The sequence below is a fragment of the Margalitia sp. FSL K6-0131 genome (assembly GCF_038008735.1).
GTDB classification, from domain to species: domain Bacteria; phylum Bacillota; class Bacilli; order Bacillales; family Bacillaceae_C; genus Margalitia; species Margalitia shackletonii.
Genome location: NZ_JBBOZS010000001.1, coordinates 168,403 through 186,558 on the forward strand (window position 1 = coordinate 168,403; position 18,156 = coordinate 186,558).

The 18,156-nt window shown below is 42.7% G+C and carries 16 protein-coding genes and 2 rRNA genes; 15 read left to right on the plus strand and 3 right to left on the minus strand.

Annotated elements, in window-relative coordinates:
* The first annotated feature begins 222 nt into the window (after positions 1 to 222).
* From ltrA to pqqE, 7 genes are all read left to right on the plus strand, one after another.
* A complete protein-coding gene (gene ltrA, locus NSQ59_RS00905; protein WP_055737770.1) occupies positions 223 to 1,482 on the plus strand; it encodes a group II intron reverse transcriptase/maturase in 1,260 nt (419 codons plus the stop codon).
* Between the two features lie 284 nt (positions 1,483 to 1,766).
* Positions 1,767 to 1,841: a pyrroloquinoline quinone precursor peptide PqqA gene (gene pqqA, locus NSQ59_RS27855; protein WP_152982403.1), complete on the plus strand. Its 75-nt coding sequence runs from the start codon at positions 1,767 to 1,769 to the stop codon at positions 1,839 to 1,841.
* A 58-nt stretch (positions 1,842 to 1,899) separates the two neighbouring features.
* Positions 1,900 to 2,142: a hypothetical protein gene (locus NSQ59_RS00910; protein WP_055737835.1), complete on the plus strand. Its 243-nt coding sequence runs from the start codon at positions 1,900 to 1,902 to the stop codon at positions 2,140 to 2,142.
* Positions 2,138 to 3,037 (plus strand): pyrroloquinoline quinone biosynthesis protein PqqB, encoded by a 900-nt coding sequence (pqqB, locus tag NSQ59_RS00915; RefSeq protein WP_340833114.1) that lies wholly within the window; start codon positions 2,138 to 2,140, stop codon positions 3,035 to 3,037. Before NSQ59_RS00910 ends, pqqB begins: the two co-directional genes overlap by 5 nt.
* A gap of 2 nt (positions 3,038 to 3,039) precedes the next feature.
* Entirely contained in the window at positions 3,040 to 3,789 is a 750-nt protein-coding gene (gene pqqC, locus NSQ59_RS00920) for a pyrroloquinoline-quinone synthase PqqC (protein WP_126649846.1), read from the plus strand.
* 42 nt (positions 3,790 to 3,831) lie between these two features.
* Positions 3,832 to 4,161, plus strand: coding sequence for a pyrroloquinoline quinone biosynthesis peptide chaperone PqqD (pqqD, locus tag NSQ59_RS00925; protein ID WP_055737837.1), 330 nt, complete (start codon positions 3,832 to 3,834; stop codon positions 4,159 to 4,161).
* A complete protein-coding gene (gene pqqE, locus NSQ59_RS00930) occupies positions 4,145 to 5,278 on the plus strand; it encodes a pyrroloquinoline quinone biosynthesis protein PqqE (protein ID WP_340828628.1) in 1,134 nt (377 codons plus the stop codon). Before pqqD ends, pqqE begins: the two co-directional genes overlap by 17 nt.
* A gap of 151 nt (positions 5,279 to 5,429) precedes the next feature.
* On the opposite strand, the gene NSQ59_RS00935 is transcribed toward pqqE, so the two are convergent.
* Positions 5,430 to 5,810 (minus strand): YkvA family protein, encoded by a 381-nt coding sequence (locus NSQ59_RS00935; RefSeq protein WP_055737839.1) that lies wholly within the window; start codon positions 5,808 to 5,810, stop codon positions 5,430 to 5,432.
* Between the two features lie 221 nt (positions 5,811 to 6,031).
* Between NSQ59_RS00935 and NSQ59_RS00940 the strand changes: the two genes are divergently transcribed.
* The 4 genes from NSQ59_RS00940 to NSQ59_RS00955 all read left to right on the plus strand — a co-directional run bounded on the left by NSQ59_RS00940 (position 6,032) and on the right by NSQ59_RS00955 (position 9,962).
* A complete protein-coding gene (locus tag NSQ59_RS00940) occupies positions 6,032 to 7,300 on the plus strand; it encodes an MFS transporter (RefSeq protein ID WP_055737840.1) in 1,269 nt (422 codons plus the stop codon).
* A gap of 214 nt (positions 7,301 to 7,514) precedes the next feature.
* Positions 7,515 to 7,958, plus strand: a complete 444-nt coding sequence (locus NSQ59_RS00945) for a YbaK family protein (RefSeq protein WP_340828631.1) — start codon at positions 7,515 to 7,517, stop codon at positions 7,956 to 7,958.
* A 110-nt stretch (positions 7,959 to 8,068) separates the two neighbouring features.
* Positions 8,069 to 8,779: an N-acetylmuramoyl-L-alanine amidase CwlD gene (gene cwlD, locus NSQ59_RS00950; protein ID WP_055737842.1), complete on the plus strand. Its 711-nt coding sequence runs from the start codon at positions 8,069 to 8,071 to the stop codon at positions 8,777 to 8,779.
* 124 nt (positions 8,780 to 8,903) lie between these two features.
* The gene (locus NSQ59_RS00955; protein WP_055737843.1) at positions 8,904 to 9,962 is read left to right on the plus strand and encodes an Mrp/NBP35 family ATP-binding protein; all 1,059 of its coding nucleotides are present in this window, start codon (positions 8,904 to 8,906) and stop codon (positions 9,960 to 9,962) included.
* A 54-nt stretch (positions 9,963 to 10,016) separates the two neighbouring features.
* On the opposite strand, the gene gerD is transcribed toward NSQ59_RS00955, so the two are convergent.
* Positions 10,017 to 10,652 (minus strand): spore germination lipoprotein GerD, encoded by a 636-nt coding sequence (gene gerD / locus NSQ59_RS00960; RefSeq protein WP_055737844.1) that lies wholly within the window; start codon positions 10,650 to 10,652, stop codon positions 10,017 to 10,019.
* Between the two features lie 271 nt (positions 10,653 to 10,923).
* On the opposite strand from gerD, the gene NSQ59_RS00965 reads away from it, so the two are divergent.
* Complete coding sequence (locus tag NSQ59_RS00965) at positions 10,924 to 11,589, plus strand: KinB-signaling pathway activation protein (RefSeq protein WP_055737845.1); 666 nt, start codon at positions 10,924 to 10,926, stop codon at positions 11,587 to 11,589.
* A gap of 182 nt (positions 11,590 to 11,771) precedes the next feature.
* Here the strand turns inward: NSQ59_RS00965 and pdaB are convergent, their stop codons facing one another.
* The gene (gene pdaB, locus NSQ59_RS00970; protein ID WP_055737846.1) at positions 11,772 to 12,521 is read right to left on the minus strand and encodes a polysaccharide deacetylase family sporulation protein PdaB; all 750 of its coding nucleotides are present in this window, start codon (positions 12,519 to 12,521) and stop codon (positions 11,772 to 11,774) included.
* A gap of 173 nt (positions 12,522 to 12,694) precedes the next feature.
* Between pdaB and NSQ59_RS00975 the strand changes: the two genes are divergently transcribed.
* The 3 genes from NSQ59_RS00975 to NSQ59_RS00985 all read left to right on the plus strand — a co-directional run bounded on the left by NSQ59_RS00975 (position 12,695) and on the right by NSQ59_RS00985 (position 17,936).
* Complete coding sequence (locus NSQ59_RS00975) at positions 12,695 to 12,916, plus strand: hypothetical protein (RefSeq protein WP_055737847.1); 222 nt, start codon at positions 12,695 to 12,697, stop codon at positions 12,914 to 12,916.
* 346 nt (positions 12,917 to 13,262) lie between these two features.
* Positions 13,263 to 14,813: ribosomal RNA gene (locus NSQ59_RS00980) — 16S ribosomal RNA — on the plus strand.
* Positions 14,814 to 15,001: 188 nt separating this feature from the next.
* Positions 15,002 to 17,936 (plus strand): 23S ribosomal RNA (locus NSQ59_RS00985).
* Together the 16S and 23S rRNA genes form the textbook arrangement of a ribosomal RNA operon.
* The last annotated feature ends 220 nt before the right edge of the window (positions 17,937 to 18,156 follow it).

Sequence of the window (18,156 nt, forward strand, 5' to 3'; positions counted from 1 at the left end):
CGAAGTCGTAGTACTTGGTTTGCTCGAGAGAATCAAGGAAGGACTGAACCATTTTAGGAGAACAAACACTCGGCAAACGGTTCTTTATGTATGAAAGCAGAAAATTCTTACGGAACCTACCTGAAAGGAAGAAATGGTGAATTCCATGGGGGACTTCGGGAGGGCTTAGTAAAGAACCCACTTAATGAGAATGTATTGTTCACGTAGAAAGGATAAATCTCAATGTTAATGGAACGAATGCTGTCACGGGAAAATCTTTTATTGGCATTAAAGCGAGTAGAAAAGAACAAAGGAAGTCATGGAGTAGACAATATGTCCGTAAAAGACCTACGAAGACATATTCTCGAAACGTGGGATACACTTAAAACATCCTTAATGGAGGGTACTTATCAACCTTCTCCTGTCCGTCGGGTTGAAATCCCAAAACCGAACGGTGGAGTAAGGTTATTAGGTATCCCAACCGTGACAGACCGTTTCATCCAACAGGCGATTACTCAGATTTTAACCCCTATCTTCGACCCGACTTTTTCAACACAGAGCTATGGTTTTCGACCAAACAAACGAGGTCATGACGGTGTTAGACAAGCGAAGAAATATATCGAAGAGGGATACCGATGGGTAGTCGACATGGACTTGGAGAAATTCTTTGATAAAGTCAATCATGATAGATTAATGCGGACTCTATCCAAAAGGATTCAAGACAGAACGCTCCTATCACTAATTCGGAAGTATCTACAGTCTGGCATTATGATTAATGGAGTCATAACGAAATCCGAGGAGGGTACGCCCCAAGGTGGACCATTAAGTCCTTTACTCTCCAATATCGTTCTAGATGAACTAGACAAAGAGTTAGAAAAGAGAGGGCACAAGTTTGTCCGATACGCAGATGATTGTAATATCTACGTAAAATCGAGAAGAGCCGGAGAGCGAGTAATGGACTCGATTACTACTTTCATTGAATTTACTCTAAAACTAAAGGTGAATCGAGAAAAGTCAGCTGTAGACAGACCTTGGAAAAGAAAGTTTTTAGGTTTTAGCTTCACATTTCATAAGAAACCGAAGGTGCGGATGTCAAACCAAAGTATTCAACGTGTCAAGAAACGGATACGAGAATTAACTTCAAGGTCAAAACCAATTCCAATGGATTATAGAATAGAGAAGCTGAATCAATATTTGATTGGCTGGTGCGGATATTATGCATTAGCAGATACACCCACTATTTTCAAAGAATTAGACGAATGGATTAGAAGGCGTCTCAGAATGTGCCAATGGAAAGAATGGAAGAAACCAAAAACCAAAGTAAGAAAACTCATTGGATTAGGGATTCCAAAAGAGAAGGCATACGAATGGGGAAACTCTAGAAAGAAATATTGGAGAATAGCCAGAAGCCCAATCCTACAGAAAACCCTCACAAACTCCTATTGGGAGATGCGAGGGCTGAAGAGTCTTTATGTGAGATATTCTCAACTACGTCAGACATAAATGGAACCGCCGTATACGGAACCGTACGTACGGTGGTGTGAGAGGTCGGGGGTTAGTCACCTCCTCCTACTCGATTTTACGTTATTTTCAGTGACAAGTGTCTCATCTCTTCTTGTCCCTTTTTGTAATAAATTGCAAATAGCCGTACACTTTTGGACAACTTCCAGTCAAAATTCTGGTTATTTCGGGGAATCGAACGACATAAGATTAATTTGAAAGAGAAAATCAGACACACTTTAAGACCATTTTCACAAATGTTGGTGTCATGAAAGGTGGTGACTAACATGTGGAAGAAGCCTGAATACAAAGTGATAAATACGTCTTCTGAGGTGACGATGTATGCATATGTTGGTAAATAGTATGGGCTTTCGCGACTTCTAATGGGGTTCAACAAATACAAGAGGTGGTGCAAATAGAATGAATCGTTACTTAAAGTCATTGTTAGGCGCGATTATTGGAGCTGCCACAACAGGAGTGTGGTTAGGTGTTGATCTTCTGACGCCTGAGCCAATTGGCGACTATCTATTATTTTCCCTCATGGCTTTGTCCAATATAGTGATTGGATGGCAGGTTGGAAGATTAGTGGGAAAATCGCGGGATGTTAGTAAAAATGAAGTTCTTGACTCGCCGGAGAAAGGACTGAAGCCAAATTCGAATTAGAGTTTTAGGTTCAGCAGCAGGTGGAGGATTTCCACAGTGGAACTGTGCTTGTGAAAACTGTCGCGAGGTTCGGAAAGAAAACGATGCATTTCACCCGTTATTACAATCTTCACTTGCAGTGAGTGCGAATGAAAAGGATTGGTACCTAATAAATGCCGGGCCAGACGTTCATCAACAAATCGAGTCATTCCCTGCGCTGCATGCAGGACCTGGAATAAGAGAAACTCCTTTAGCCGGTGTTATTTTAACGGATGCCGAGCTTGATCATACAATCGGATTATTGTCCCTGCGGGAAGGCTCTTGCTTGAGCATTTATGGAACGGAAATGGTACGAAAGACTTTACATTCCACCTTTCCAGTGTTTCCGATGCTGGAAAACTATTGCTCATGGGAGTGGGAATCTCTTTCCCCTGAATTTCCACATAGGATAGGGACAGCAGAAGAAACAATGATCGTCGAGACAGTTCCTGTTTCCAGAAAGCCACCGCTTTATACGAAGTCAAATAAGGATGATATTTGGGAGGTCGGGTTAATTCTTCATAATGAAAAATCCGGCAAATGCCTTGCGTATTTTCCTACGTTGGAAGAGATTACGCCTGTTATAGAAGCAAGCTTAAAGAAAGCGGATATTTTAATGGTTGATGGTACGTTTTGGTCAGAGGATGAATTGGTAGAGATGGGTGCAACGATGCGTGATGCAAGAAATATGGGACACTTGCCAATTGGCGGAGGAGGGGGAACAGCGGAAAAGTTAGCGACATTTCCGGCAGAGCGAAAAATTCTAATACACATTAACAATAGCAACCCAATATTAAAAATGGGCTCCAGGGAAAGGATTACTTTAGAAAGACTTGGATTTGAGGTTGCCTTTGATGGAATGGAAGTGGAGGTGTAATCATGCTTGAAAAAGGAGGTTTCGTCAATCACGAAAAGAAACCAGAACAAGAAAGAAAAGTGTTATGGACCGCAGATGAATTTACAGAACGTTTAAAGAATGTGGGGCGTTCTTATTATCATGATAAACACCCTTTTCATGTGAAAATGCACCAAGGTGAATTAAGTCGTGAACAGATTCGTGGCTGGGTAGCTAACCGGTATTACTATCAGAAATCTGTTCCGATTAAAGATGCCGCCATCCTGTCGAATTTGCCGTCATTGGAGCTGAGACGTGACTGGATTGGCCGAATTATCGACCATGACGGAACGCATGGAGAAGATGGCGGTATTGAGGCATGGCTTAGGCTAGGAGAAGCTGTGGGGTTATCCCGTGAAAACGTATTGAACGAGAAGCATGTTGTTCCGGGCGTTCGCTTTGCCGTTGACGCTTATGTAAACTTTGCACGGACAAAACCATGGATTGAAGCGGTTGCCTCCTCATTAACAGAATTATTTTCACCGGATTTAATCTCAAAGCGAATTAAAGTACTGGAACAGCAATATCCGTGGATTGATAGCAGCGGACTAGAGTATTTTCAAAATCGTTTAACCCAAGCGCCACGTGACTCAGACACTGCGCTTAGGCTTGTTTTAACGTATTGCCAAACACCGGAAGCTCAACAACGGGCAGTTGCCGCTTTACGTTTTAAGTGTGATGTACTATGGGTACAGCTTGATGCCATCGAAAAAGCTTTTTCCCCTAATGCTTGATCGAAAGGCTCATAATGGGCCCAAAAGAATATAGGATTGGTGGTGGAGCATATTTTAGCAAATTGCTATCCAAAACTCGCAGCAAAGGCACGCCTAAAATTTGATAAGGTGAGAGAGAAGCATCTCCTTTTGTTACCGGAAAAAGTTGTCGTCTTGAACGAAACTGCCGCATCTATCCTTATTCTATGTGACGGAAGTCAAACGGTGACTGGACTCGTAGAAAGGATGAGAAATTCGCTTAAGGAAAGCACGGAAGATGAAGCAGATGCCTTGCCGGATTTAAAAACGATGGAGGAGGATATTTCTGACTTTCTTCAGGAAATGGTGGATTTAGGATGGGTGGTGGTTGATTATCATGATAAAAAGAAGTAATACAATTGAGCCGCCTTATTCGCTGCTTGCGGAGTTGACTCACCGTTGTCCTTTACATTGTCCCTATTGTTCAAACCCATTGGAAATGGCATTACAGGAATCAGAGCTTTCTACGGAGGAGTGGCACCGTGTTTTGTCGGAGGCCGCAGATTTAGGAGTAGTAGAAGTTCACTTTTCAGGTGGTGAACCGCTCTTACGGGATGACCTAGAGAACTTAATCCGCCATGCGGATTCATTAGAGATGTACACCAATCTCATTACAAGCGGTATTGGGTTAACGACTGAAAAGGCTATTCGTCTAAGAAAAGCAGGTTTGGTAAATGTTCAAATAAGTTTTCAAGCCGCCGATTCAAAGCTTTCGGATATCATTGGCGGGTATAAGGCCTTTGAAAAGAAGAAAGAAGCAGTAAAATCTGTAAAAATAGCTGAGATGCATTTGTCATTAAATGTTGTGCTGCACCAGATGAATATCGATCATCTGGATGAGATTATTAAGTTAGCGGAGGAAATGGGAGCGGAACGTTTAGAACTAGCAAACACCCAGTATTATAATTGGGCATTACTCAATCGAGAGCGGCTGTTACCGAACAAGGAGCAGATTGAACGAGCAACTGAAATCTATAATGAAGCAAAAGCACGCCTTGAAAAGAAAATGGAAATCATTTGGGTTATCCCTGATTATTATGCTTCGACACCAAAACCCTGTATGGGGGGATGGGGAGCCATTGGCCTTACTGTTGCCCCCGATGGAGTTGCTCTTCCTTGCCCGACTGCTGGTATGATTAAAGCCTTATCCTTTGAAAACATACGTTATTCGTCTTTAAAAAGTATTTGGTACGACTCAGCAGCCTTTAATCGTTTCCGCGGGGATGAATGGATGCCTGAACCTTGCCTTTCATGTGATCTTAGACATGAGGATGGCGGGGGGTGCCGTTGTCAAGCTTATGCTTTAACGGGAGATGCTTATGCAACAGATCCTGCATGCAGGTGGGCACCTAAGCATCACTTGATTGAAGAAGCGATACAGGAAACAAAAAGTAAGTCATTAATACCTATATCATCACAATTGATTTATCGGAAATACCTATCTGACAAACCAAAGGCTTTAAAAAAATAATGGTTTTGGTGCCAAATTAGCTTGGCACCTTTTTTGTTTCAAATAACCACTTAGTTATAAAGGACTACTAGGACTTATTCGTCCAAATTTTACTATAATCCAGCGGTTTACACTAAAATTCGTCCGATTTTCATAATAATTCAGGCAATGGTTAAATAATCCATTTAAACAGAATGGAGGTAGCAAGACTAATCCAAATAAGAAGAATAACAACGGCCGCAGCCCAATTTTTCCGTAATCTTTTCGGGGCTTTCTCCGCAATTTCCCGACATTCTTGCAGTACATGATTTGGAATCATGGTGAACGCACCTAATATACCCAATGGCAGCAAAATAGCCTCGTCCAAATACCCCAATACCGGGATTACATCTGGAATAAAATCAATTGGACTTAGTGCATAAGCAACAATAAATAGAGAAAATGCTTTTGCATACCATGGTGTATCCTGATGGCGATATGCCAGGTAAAGGATATGAATATTACGTTTTACACTTTGTATGAGTTTCTTCCATTTGTTAAGTTGGTTCTTCATATCGCTTACTTCCCTCTCCTGCTGCTTTATTTCGGGCAGCATTTTCCTTCATTTTGCTTTATTTTGCCTCATGTGATGTCTTTTTATAATATGCCCAGACATACTTGTTGTGATTCTTATTAGAGTGTCTCTCTTTATTGTGCATAAATGACAATGAGGTTAGGAACCATAAATAAAGCCAAATATTCCCTTTATAAAGTTCAAAAAATGGAAAAGAAGTGATGGAAGTGACATTTTTAAAGAATAAGGTTACCGGACAAATTCATCATGGGGCTCGCAGGCTTATGTTAGTGAATGCATTACGGAGTATAGGTCAAGGAATGATGGTGGTGGATTTGACTTTATATTTGGATACATTGGGATGGAGTACTGCCGCGATTGGCGGTGTACTTGCTGCTGGCGGGTTGCTAGGTGTAGGACTTGCACCATGTATAGGAATTTATAGTGATCGTGTTGGCAGAAAGCCGTTTATTCTTTTTTATGAACTATTAATAGCGGCATGTGCATTGATTGGAGTTATTTCAACGAACTTTATGTTGTTGTTTATTGCCATCACCCTTTCCGGATTCGGTAAAGCGGATGCCGGCTCGCCCAGTCCATGCGCCCCTGCAGAGCATGCATGGCTAGCAACATTTATTCCACCAGCTGAGCGTGGAAAAGTGTATAGTTTGAACAATTCTCTTAGTTTTTTTGGTATGGCTGTTGGTGCGGTGCTCGCTGGAATTATAGCCTTGTGGCAAAAAAACCTTCCTGAAGTCTTAACCTTTCGACCCATTTTTGTCTTTGTTTTCGTTTTATCACTAGTTACCTCTTCGATTATTCTAACCGTAAAGGAAGAAAAGCCCGAAAGACAGAAAGGGCATAAGGAAGAAAGTATAGAGAAACAGGATAAGAAAATCCTGCGTGAAGAGAATACTGCGGTTTTTAAGCTGGCTGCCATTAATATCCTTAACGGAATGGCAATCGGTTTGACAGGGCCGATGATGTCTTATTGGCTCGCGGCTAAATTTGGGGCAAGCAATACGCAAATTGGAAGCACACTGGCCATTACTTTTTTTGCGACAGGTATTATGTCGCTTTTTCAGGCTAGATTATCGCATAAACATGGGAATATTCGCTCCATTGTGTTGGTACGTTTTATGGCAAGCTTCCTTTTAATTCTGATGCCTCTGCTCCCCTCATATGCACTTGTTTCCTTTGTGTATATGATTCGAACTGCTTTAAATAGGGGTACACAAGGGGCACAGCAAGCGTTGAGTGTAAGTTTGACCCGTGATAGAAGGAGAGGGTTTGCATCCAGTGTTAATATTCTTTCCATGCGCTTACCAACCTCAATCGGACCTTATATATCAGGCTATCTATTTGGATTAGGTTCACTTTCCCTACCTTTTTACATAGCCTCCGGGTTACAATTAAGTTTTGCCTATTTCTATGGAAGAATATTTCGCGCTTACGAAGTTCGCATGAAATCACATGCTTCATCCGGATAATCGGCTGGCGGACTTCCGGTTCTACTCACTGTGATAAGTCCCTCAGCTCCTGAACTGCCTCAGCACGGTTTCCTTTATCTCAGTCGAAGCACGAAAGGAAGTACGTCGATGAGCAAAGCACTTCCACTTTTCGTATTGATTGGTAAAGTTTTAGTGTCTTGTTTCTGTATTAGAAGATAACATTCGTTGAAAAATATCGGTAGGAGGATGGGATATGAATGTTATCACAACTTTATCAGCTAAAAGACGAGAAAGACAAATAAAAAATGAACGGAAGCTGCTGCGGGAGCTTTCGATTGAAAGCTTAAAGAAAAGTGTACAGAATTCGTTTAGCTCTGAAAGAGTACAAGGCGGGATTTGGGTTCAGCAAGGTGTAGAGGAAGGATGCTACGATGTTGCCATTGAAGCCTATTTATTAGGTGGACAGTATAGCCGCTTAGGTTACGGCGGGGAGCCAGTTGAACATATAAAATTACGTTGTGAAAAGGAATTAAAGCATTTAACAGATACACTCTATAATTTTTGGCTCTATTGGAAATGTGGAGATGAAAGCCTTATGCAAGAATCCACCTACTATGCATGTGAACAGTTCGTGGATAAATGGTGGATGGAGGGATTTAAGAAAGGTGAACAAAGAAGAAAGTTAAGGCTTCACTAACATCATCTTCCATAACGATGAAATCGGGACATTTTGTCCCCTTTTTTCTGTTCTAAAAATGTTCCTTGTCCCATATGTTTTGAATAGAGACAAGGAAGGGAAAGAATCAGATGAAGCGAAGGATAAAAACGTTTAGTTTTATTTTTGGGGCCATTTTGTTATTTCTGCTTTTTCAATTTCAATTTTTTCAAAAGGATACCTGGGATTCATGGAATCTTCCCCTTTCTGGAAAAATAATCTATTTAGATCCTGGTCATGGGGGGCCGGATGGTGGTGCAGGGGATGATGATGCCTTAGAAAAAGAAATAGCCTTAAAAATATCTCTAAAGTTGCGGGATTTTCTGCAAGAACAGGGCGCATTAGTGTTAATGACAAGGGAAACAGACAAGGATTTAGCTGGATCTGATGTAAGAGGCTATAGTAGAAGAAAAGTGGTGGACCTTAAGAAAAGGCTGGAGTTGATTAATGACTCTGATGCAGATCTTTATATAAGCATTCATTTAAATTCGATCCCATCACCAAGATGGAGCGGTGCTCAAACCTTTTATTCCCCACATCTCATTGAAAATAAACGAGTTGCGAAGTTTATCCAGGATGAATTAATAAAAAATTTAGGAAACACAGATAGACAAGCTAAAATGCTGCAAAACGTATATATTGTGAAAAATTCCAAAAAACCGGGTGCACTAGTGGAGGTCGGATTTCTCTCCAATGCGCAAGAAAGGCAAAATTTAAAATCAGACAAATATCAGGAAAAGGTCTCTGCATCTATTTATAATGGAATTATGAGATATTTTACAAATGAAAAGGATTTAAAATGAGGGTAATCGTTCTCCGGTTACCTTCTATTTATTCCCCATATACTTCAATTTCTTCCCTTCTCCTAAATTGTGATATACTTGGGGTGGAATTAGAGAATATGGGTAAAAGGAAGGTGTATCAAAATTGTTAACAGAGCAACAAGTCTTTGATTTATTAAAAGTAATGAAAGATCCTTTTTTACATAAAACATTGGAAGAAACAAATGGTATTCTTGAAATAAACATTAAAGAGGAAAAGGAACATGTTAGCGTAAAGATTGCGGTTGCCAAGACAGGAACAAGTGAACAGCTGCAATTACAAACTTTAATTGTTAATACACTTAAAGGAGCAGGAGCAAAGACGGTAGGAATTCGTTTTGCACAGCTTTCGGATGAGGTTCTGGAACAATTTCGCGGGTCTGAGCCAGAAGATCAGGGAAATAATCTTTTATCACCAAAAAGCAAAACTACCTTCATTGCTATCGCCAGTGGTAAAGGCGGGGTAGGTAAATCTACTGTTTCCGTCAATTTAGCTGTTTCCCTTGCTAGACTTGGAAAAAAAGTTGGATTGGTAGATGCTGATATTTATGGATTTAGTGTTCCGGATATGATGGGTGTAACACAACGACCTGTTGTTCGCGGTGAAAGAATTATTCCAGTCGAAAGATTTGGTGTAAAAGTTATTTCGATGGGATTTTTTGTGGAAGATAATGCACCGGTTATTTGGCGTGGGCCAATGCTTGGGAAAATGCTTAATAACTTCTTTACCGAAGTGGAATGGGACGAATTAGATTACTTACTACTAGACCTACCTCCGGGAACTGGTGATGTAGCCCTTGATGTTCATACGATGCTTCCACATTGTAAAGAGATTATCGTAACAACACCACACCCAACTGCAGCCTTTGTAGCGGCACGTGCAGGTGCTATGGCGTTAAGAACGGAACATGAAATTCTTGGTGTGATTGAGAATATGTCATACTTTGAAAGCAAAGTAACGGGTGAACGGGAATATGTTTTTGGACAAGGCGGTGGCCAAAGGCTTGCAGAAGAACTGCAAACCGAGCTTTTAGGACAACTTCCACTACAACAGCCGGATTGGAATGAAGAGGACTTTGCACCTTCTATTTATGCAGAAGATCATAAATTAGGTGTTATTTATAAAGACATTGCTAAAAAGGTTATTACCTTATTGGATAAATAAAAGAAACCTGCTGCGCAGCAGCAGGTTTTACTATAATATTAACATTCATACTAATTAACTTCCTCCTGATGAACCGCCTTGCTGCTGGCCTCCCGATGTTCCGCCTTGCTGCTGCCCTTGATTTTGCTGTCCGCCTTTTTGATTATTCATTTCTTGAGCAGCTTTAAGTAATATTGTTTGCATCTTTGCTTTAAACAATGGACTGTCGAATGTTTCGATCATGGTGTTTTGAAAATGTTTCCGCATCTCTTTACTTTTCATCAAGTCAATTACTTCTTTTTGATATTCGGGATCTTTTAAGATGGAAAGCATCATGCTTTGATAATCAGGGTCTTTCATTAAACTCTTCAGTAAATTTTCATTTTCCTTTTTCATGCCTTTTGCATAAGCCTTAGCAAATTGGGGATCACTAAATGACTTCTTCCAAAATTCGCTGCCTTTATCGGACGCTAACGTTTTTTCAATGGTATTCTTCACAGTTGTTTGGTCCATAATTAATTGGTTTTTCATTTTATCATCAGTCATGATATCTTGAATCGCTTTTTTACCATCATCCGTTTTCAATATATCGACAATCATTTTTTTCGTTTGATCGTAATCCATTTGCCCTGCTTTTGTTTCACTACCTGAACAGGAAGCTAACAGAAATATCATCATTGGAATTAGGAGCAATGTAGCGATCTTTTTCATAAGAATAGCTCCTTTCATTTGAATGGCTGTTGTCGTCATTATTTTGTATTTCGTATAAAACACTTCAGGCATCTTTTCTTAAAGTAAGAAAGATATAAGATTTTCAATAAAAATGCAAAAAAGTTTAAGAAAAGAACCTTTGATTGGACTTTTAATGTTAATATGGGATTTTACAAAAGAATTATGCATATGAAGAGGAATTTCTAGATTTTTTATAACGTGGTTGGTAAAATCAAAAGGATGATAAATTTGGTATTGGAGGATTTCTCAATTGACGAGTCGAAATTGGGTACGCTTGTTTTTTTCCACTTTAATTGTTGGTGGATTAACAACCGGAATATTAGGCTTTGTAATCCGCTGGAGTGAATTTCAAGAGTATTTTATTCATGTTAATATATCCAGTATTCTTTCCACATTTGTTTGGCTTGTAGGGGTTGGCTTCATTTTCAGTGTTATCAGTCAGGTTGGGTATTTTGCATACTTAACCATTCATCAATTCGGTCTCGGCATTTTCCGCTCTTTATGGAATCCTGTACAAGTTGTGTTGATTCTATTCGCATTATTTGATTTAGTGTATTTCCGTTTTGAAAAATTTGCTAAGAATAACGAAAGTATTTTGCCGTATATTGCACTCGCTGTATTCATTTTAGTTGTTGGTTTAATAATTGCGTATTTAAAGGCGAAACAGTCTCATAAAAATACATTTATCTCTGCATTATTTTTTATGGTGGTTGTAACGATAGTGGAATGGGTGCCAGTTTTACGTGTAAACGAAAAAAGCTGGATTTTCCTTATGATTTATCCTTTAATCATTTGTAATGCATACCAAATTTTAATATTGCCGAAATATCTTAAAAGATCTGAGGCAGAGCGGGAACAGGCAAGACAGAGAATAGAAGCTCGAAAAGCAGAAAAAGGGAAAAAACCACGAGAATAAGAAAAGTGGAAGCGCCTTGCTCATCGGCGTACGGATTTCGTAGTCACAGGCGAGATAAAGGAAACACGGCGAAGTTTTTCGGGAGCCGATGTCCCTATCCGCAGAAATACGTTTGCCGATAGGCGCTGTAACTGAACACTATTGTAATCATACCTAATAATCGTATTTTTTCGGAAGATACTTTATTGAATAAGAGTCGTCTTCACTTTTCCATTTGCGATCATATCGGATACTTTAATAAAATTTCCCTTTTTAGACAATTCATCTACTATAGCAGGTATTGCTTTTGCTGTCTGCCGTGCAGAATCGGAGGCATGTAATAAAACTATATCGCCATTTTTAGCCTTTGCCGTGTTCTTCACAATCTTATCCACCCCAGGATTCTTCCAATCATCCGAATTTACACTCCAATGAACGACCGTTAACCCTAGGTTTTCAGCAACTTTTAAAGTTTTTTCATCAAAATGTCCGGTAGGGGATCGCAAAATTTTTACATTCTTAATATTTAGTTTTTTGAATACTTCTTGCGCTTTTAAAATATCGCTTTTAATTTTACTTGTTTCGAGATCTGTATAATCTTCGTATGCGTAGCCTAGGCTTCCTATTTCGTAACCTTGTTTTACAATTTTATCTACAATATCCGGATGGCTTTCCGCCCAAGATCCCGATAGGAAAAATGTAGCGGATTTTACCCCTTTTTTATCTAACGCCTCAATAATCGGTGCGGCCTTTTCATCCCCCCACCCAATATCAAAAGTTAATGCAATTCCCTTTTCCCCTTTATACACAGCTTTTGGTCCTTCTTTAGTGGAGAAAACCGAAACATTAGCAGCAGACTGAGAATAAAGAAAAAGTGCTGTAAAGAAGGAAACTACTAAAATGAACACGAGCTGCTTCACTTTACGTCCATTTAATACCATAAAAAAGTTCATATCGATCCCCCTTTTGTTTTCTATTTCTTTTTTGACCATACATAAATAAGACAAGTTCTTTTATAAGAATCTTATGCTTGCCTGTATAAAAAATATGTCCAAAAAGATTTTCTTCTTATAATTTTGGTTAATTTGGAAAAAACTACACTTACTACTAAGAAGGGGTGGACAGAATGCTCGGTCTGATCATTCATGAAAAAGAAAAACTAGAAATTCAATATTTATTGAAAAGAGAGATGGACGAGATACTACATGACTTAAAAGATTCAAGAATCGATCACATTGTGAAAAGAGCAATGAAGGAAAGGTATAAAATTTTGTTTTCCCTTTTTACAAGGGTTGCTCCGCATAGTGAGTGTGTAAACTACATTATACCGACAAAAATAAAAAACTAGAGTAGATAATGAAAGTGTTAAAAGGGCCCTTTTTTACATGGAACAAAAAAGTCATTAATAAATTGAAACATAATTGAAGTATTTGATTAAGCATCTATCAACATATTTGTAATGAAATAAGAGAAACTATTTTTTTATTGATAAAAATGCAAGAGATATGTTGACAGTTAATAATAATCCTGGTATATTAATAAATGTCGCTGATGGCGACAAAAAAGTTGTTGACAAGAAAACACAACAATGATAAAGTATAAAAGTTGCTGATTTTAAGCAGTTGGATATTGATCTTTGAAAACTGAACAGAACAAAACGTCAATGTTTTAAATAATGAGCTATATCAAACACTTTTTTGGAGAGTTTGATCCTGGCTCAGGACGAACGCTGGCGGCGTGCCTAATACATGCAAGTCGAGCGGACTTTTAAAAGCTTGCTTTTAAAAGTTAGCGGCGGACGGGTGAGTAACACGTGGGTAACCTGCCTGTAAGACTGGGATAACTCCGGGAAACCGGGGCTAATACCGGATAACTTCTTTCCTCGCATGAGGAAAGATTGAAAGATGGCTTCGGCTATCACTTACAGATGGACCCGCGGCGCATTAGCTAGTTGGTGAGGTAACGGCTCACCAAGGCGACGATGCGTAGCCGACCTGAGAGGGTGATCGGCCACACTGGGACTGAGACACGGCCCAGACTCCTACGGGAGGCAGCAGTAGGGAATCTTCCGCAATGGACGAAAGTCTGACGGAGCAACGCCGCGTGAGTGATGAAGGTTTTCGGATCGTAAAACTCTGTTGTTAGGGAAGAACAAGTATCGTTCGAATAGGGCGGTACCTTGACGGTACCTAACCAGAAAGCCACGGCTAACTACGTGCCAGCAGCCGCGGTAATACGTAGGTGGCAAGCGTTGTCCGGAATTATTGGGCGTAAAGCGCGCGCAGGCGGTTTCTTAAGTCTGATGTGAAAGCCCACGGCTCAACCGTGGAGGGTCATTGGAAACTGGGAGACTTGAGTGCAGAAGAGGAGAGTGGAATTCCACGTGTAGCGGTGAAATGCGTAGAGATGTGGAGGAACACCAGTGGCGAAGGCGACTCTCTGGTCTGTAACTGACGCTGAGGCGCGAAAGCGTGGGGAGCGAACAGGATTAGATACCCTGGTAGTCCACGCCGTAAACGATGAGTGCTAAGTGTTAGAGGGTTTCCGCCCTTTAGTGCTGCAGCTAACGCATTAAGCACTCCGCCTGGGGAGTACGGCCGCAAGGCTGAAACTCAAAGGAATTGACGGGGGCCCGCACAAGCGGTGGAGCATGTGGTTTAATTCGAAGCAACGCGAAGAACCTTACCAGGTCTTGACATCCTCTGACAACCCTAGAGATAGGGCGTTCCCCTTCGGGGGACAGAGTGACAGGTGGTGCATGGTTGTCGTCAGCTCGTGTCGTGAGATGTTGGGTTAAGTCCCGCAACGAGCGCAACCCTTGACCTTAGTTGCCAGCATTCAGTTGGGCACTCTAAGGTGACTGCCGGTGACAAACCGGAGGAAGGTGGGGATGACGTCAAATCATCATGCCCCTTATGACCTGGGCTACACACGTGCTACAATGGATGGTACAAAGGGCTGCGAGACCGCGAGGTTAAGCCAATCCCATAAAACCATTCTCAGTTCGGATTGCAGGCTGCAACTCGCCTGCATGAAGCCGGAATCGCTAGTAATCGCGGATCAGCATGCCGCGGTGAATACGTTCCCGGGCCTTGTACACACCGCCCGTCACACCACGAGAGTTTGTAACACCCGAAGTCGGTGAGGTAACCTTTTGGAGCCAGCCGCCGAAGGTGGGACAGATGATTGGGGTGAAGTCGTAACAAGGTAGCCGTATCGGAAGGTGCGGCTGGATCACCTCCTTTCTAAGGATAATGGAAAACCACTTACGTGGTTATAAGAAGACGTTTTTAAGTTCTGTTCAGTTTTGGATGATCAATTCATCCAGGATAATTTGTTCCTTGAAAACTAGATACTGATAGAAGAAACCAAGTAAAACCGAGAATCGCCACTTTATGGATTTAATCCAATTTAAAGTAGTAATAACCTTATAGGTTAAGTTAGTAAGGGCGCACGGTGGATGCCTTGGCACTAGGAGCCGATGAAGGACGGGACTAACACCGATATGCTTCGGGGAGCTGTAAGCAAGCTTTGATCCGGAGATTTCCGAATGGGGGAACCCACTGCTCGTAATGGAGCAGTATCTTTACCTGAATACATAGGGTAATGAAGGCAGACCCGGGGAACTGAAACATCTAAGTACCCGGAGGAAGAGAAAGCAAACGCGATTTCCTGAGTAGCGGCGAGCGAAACGGAAGAAGCCCAAACCAAGAGGCTTGCCTCTTGGGGTTGTAGGACACTCTATACGGAGTTACAAAGGAACGGAGTAGATGAAGAGGTCTGGAAAGGCCCGTCAAAGAAGGTAACAACCCTGTAGTTGAAACTTCGTTCCCTCCAGAGTGGATCCTGAGTACGGCGGGACACGTGAAATCCCGTCGGAAGCAGGGAGGACCATCTCCCAAGGCTAAATACTCCCTAGTGACCGATAGTGAACCAGTACCGTGAGGGAAAGGTGAAAAGCACCCCGGGAGGGGAGTGAAAGAGAACCTGAAACCGTGTGCCTACAAGTAGTTAGAGCCCGTTAATGGGTGATAGCGTGCCTTTTGTAGAATGAACCGGCGAGTTACGATTTCATGCAAGGTTAAGCTGATGAAGCGGAGCCGCAGCGAAAGCGAGTCTGAATAGGGCGAATAAGTATGAGGTCGTAGACCCGAAACCAGGTGATCTACCCATGTCCAGGGTGAAGGTAAGGTAACACTTACTGGAGGCCCGAACCCACGCACGTTGAAAAGTGCGGGGATGAGGTGTGGGTAGCGGAGAAATTCCAATCGAACTTGGAGATAGCTGGTTCTCTCCGAAATAGCTTTAGGGCTAGCCTCAAGATGAAGAGTATTGGAGGTAGAGCACTGTTTGGACTAGGGGCCCTCATCGGGTTACCGAATTCAGACAAACTCCGAATGCCAAATACTTATGCTTGGGAGTCAGACTGCGAGTGATAAGATCCGTAGTCAAAAGGGAAACAGCCCAGACCACCAGCTAAGGTCCCAAAGTATACGTTAAGTGGAAAAGGATGTGGAGTTGCTTAGACAACCAGGATGTTGGCTTAGAAGCAGCCACCATTTAAAGAGTGCGTAATAGCTCACTGGTCGAGTGACTCTGCGCCGAAAATGTACCGGGGCTAAACGTATCACCGAAGCTGTGGATGGACACCTGACAGGTGTCCGTGGTAGGAGAGCGTTCTAAGGGCGGTGAAGCTAGACCGGAAGGACTAGTGGAGCGCTTAGAAGTGAGAATGCCGGTATGAGTAGCGAAAGAAGGGTGAGAATCCCTTCCACCGAATGCCTAAGGTTTCCTGAGGAAGGCTCGTCCGCTCAGGGTTAGTCGGGACCTAAGCCGAGGCCGAAAGGCGTAGGCGATGGACAACAGGTTGATATTCCTGTACCACCTCTTCACCGTTTGAACGATGGGGGGACGCAGGAGGATAGGGTAAGCGCACTGCTGGTTATGTGCGTCTAAGCAGTTAGGCTGGTTACGAGGCAAATCCCGTAACCGTGAAGGCGGAGCTGTGATAGCGAGGGAAATATAGTACCGAAGTTCCTGATTCCACACTGCCAAGAAAATCCTCTAGTGAGGTGAAAGGTGCCCGTACCGCAAACCGACACAGGTAGGCGAGGAGAGAATCCTAAGGTGAGCGAGAGAACTCTCGTTAAGGAACTCGGCAAAATGACCCCGTAACTTCGGGAGAAGGGGTGCTCTGGTAGGGTGCAAGCCCGAGAGAGCCGCAGTGAATAGGCCCAGGCGACTGTTTAGCAAAAACACAGGTCTCTGCGAAGCCGCAAGGCGAAGTATAGGGGCTGACGCCTGCCCGGTGCTGGAAGGTTAAGAGGAGGGGTTAGCGTAAGCGAAGCTCTGAATTGAAGCCCCAGTAAACGGCGGCCGTAACTATAACGGTCCTAAGGTAGCGAAATTCCTTGTCAGGTAAGTTCTGACCCGCACGAAAGGCGTAACGATCTGGGCACTGTCTCAACGAGAGACTCGGTGAAATTATAGTACCTGTGAAGATGCAGGTTACCCGCGACAGGACGGAAAGACCCCGTGGAGCTTTACTGCAGCCTGATATTGAATTTTGGTACAGCTTGTACAGGATAGGTAGGAGCCTTTGAAGCCGGAGCGCCAGCTTCGGTGGAGGCGTCGGTGGGATACTACCCTGGCTGTATTGAAATTCTAACCCGCACCCCTGATCGGGGTGGGAGACAGTGTCAGGCAGGCAGTTTGACTGGGGCGGTCGCCTCCTAAAGAGTAACGGAGGCGCCCAAAGGTTCCCTCAGAATGGTTGGAAATCATTCGTAGAGTGTAAAGGCACAAGGGAGCTTGACTGCGAGACCTACAAGTCGAGCAGGGACGAAAGTCGGGCTTAGTGATCCGGTGGTTCCGCATGGAAGGGCCATCGCTCAACGGATAAAAGCTACCCCGGGGATAACAGGCTTATCTCCCCCAAGAGTCCACATCGACGGGGAGGTTTGGCACCTCGATGTCGGCTCATCGCATCCTGGGGCTGTAGTCGGTCCCAAGGGTTGGGCTGTTCGCCCATTAAAGCGGTACGCGAGCTGGGTTCAGAACGTCGTGAGACAGTTCGGTCCCTATCCGTCGTGGGCGTAGGAAATTTGAGAGGAGCTGTCCTTAGTACGAGAGGACCGGGATGGACGCACCGCTGGTGTACCAGTTGTCTTGCCAAAGGCATCGCTGGGTAGCTATGTGCGGAAGGGATAAGTGCTGAAAGCATCTAAGCATGAAGCCCCCCTCAAGATGAGATTTCCCATAGCGCAAGCTAGTAAGATCCCTGAAAGATGATCAGGTTGATAGGTTCGAGGTGGAAGTGTGGCGACACATGGAGCTGACGAATACTAATCGATCGAGGACTTAACCAAAATATAAAGTGGAAGCGCCTTGCTCATCGGCGTATGAATTTCGTAGTCGCAGGCTCGAGATAAAGGAAACACAGTGAGGTAGTTCACGAACTGATGTTGACTTATCGTAGGGAGGAGACGGAGAAATTCACTAGCCGATAGGCGCTGGAGCTGGATTGAAAAAAGCGAAACTCAGTTTTACTTCTTCTTCTGCAGTATTTAGTTTTGAGGGAATAAAATG

Excerpts from the sequence above, each read along its gene's own strand:
- ltrA (WP_055737770.1), top strand. The coding sequence starts at position 223 with ATGTTAATGGAACGAATGCTGTCACGGGAAAATCTTTTATTGGCATTA.
- NSQ59_RS00910 (WP_055737835.1), top strand. The coding sequence starts at position 1,900 with ATGAATCGTTACTTAAAGTCATTGTTAGGCGCGATTATTGGAGCTGCC.
- pqqC (WP_126649846.1), top strand. The coding sequence starts at position 3,040 with ATGCTTGAAAAAGGAGGTTTCGTCAATCACGAAAAGAAACCAGAACAA.
- pqqE (WP_340828628.1), top strand. The coding sequence starts at position 4,145 with ATGATAAAAAGAAGTAATACAATTGAGCCGCCTTATTCGCTGCTTGCG.
- NSQ59_RS00935 (WP_055737839.1), bottom strand. The coding sequence starts at position 5,810 with ATGAAGAACCAACTTAACAAATGGAAGAAACTCATACAAAGTGTAAAA.
- NSQ59_RS00940 (WP_055737840.1), top strand. The coding sequence starts at position 6,032 with ATGGAAGTGACATTTTTAAAGAATAAGGTTACCGGACAAATTCATCAT.
- NSQ59_RS00945 (WP_340828631.1), top strand. The coding sequence starts at position 7,515 with ATGAATGTTATCACAACTTTATCAGCTAAAAGACGAGAAAGACAAATA.
- cwlD (WP_055737842.1), top strand. The coding sequence starts at position 8,069 with ATGAAGCGAAGGATAAAAACGTTTAGTTTTATTTTTGGGGCCATTTTG.
- gerD (WP_055737844.1), bottom strand. The coding sequence starts at position 10,652 with ATGAAAAAGATCGCTACATTGCTCCTAATTCCAATGATGATATTTCTG.
- pdaB (WP_055737846.1), bottom strand. The coding sequence starts at position 12,521 with ATGAACTTTTTTATGGTATTAAATGGACGTAAAGTGAAGCAGCTCGTG.
- NSQ59_RS00975 (WP_055737847.1), top strand. The coding sequence starts at position 12,695 with ATGCTCGGTCTGATCATTCATGAAAAAGAAAAACTAGAAATTCAATAT.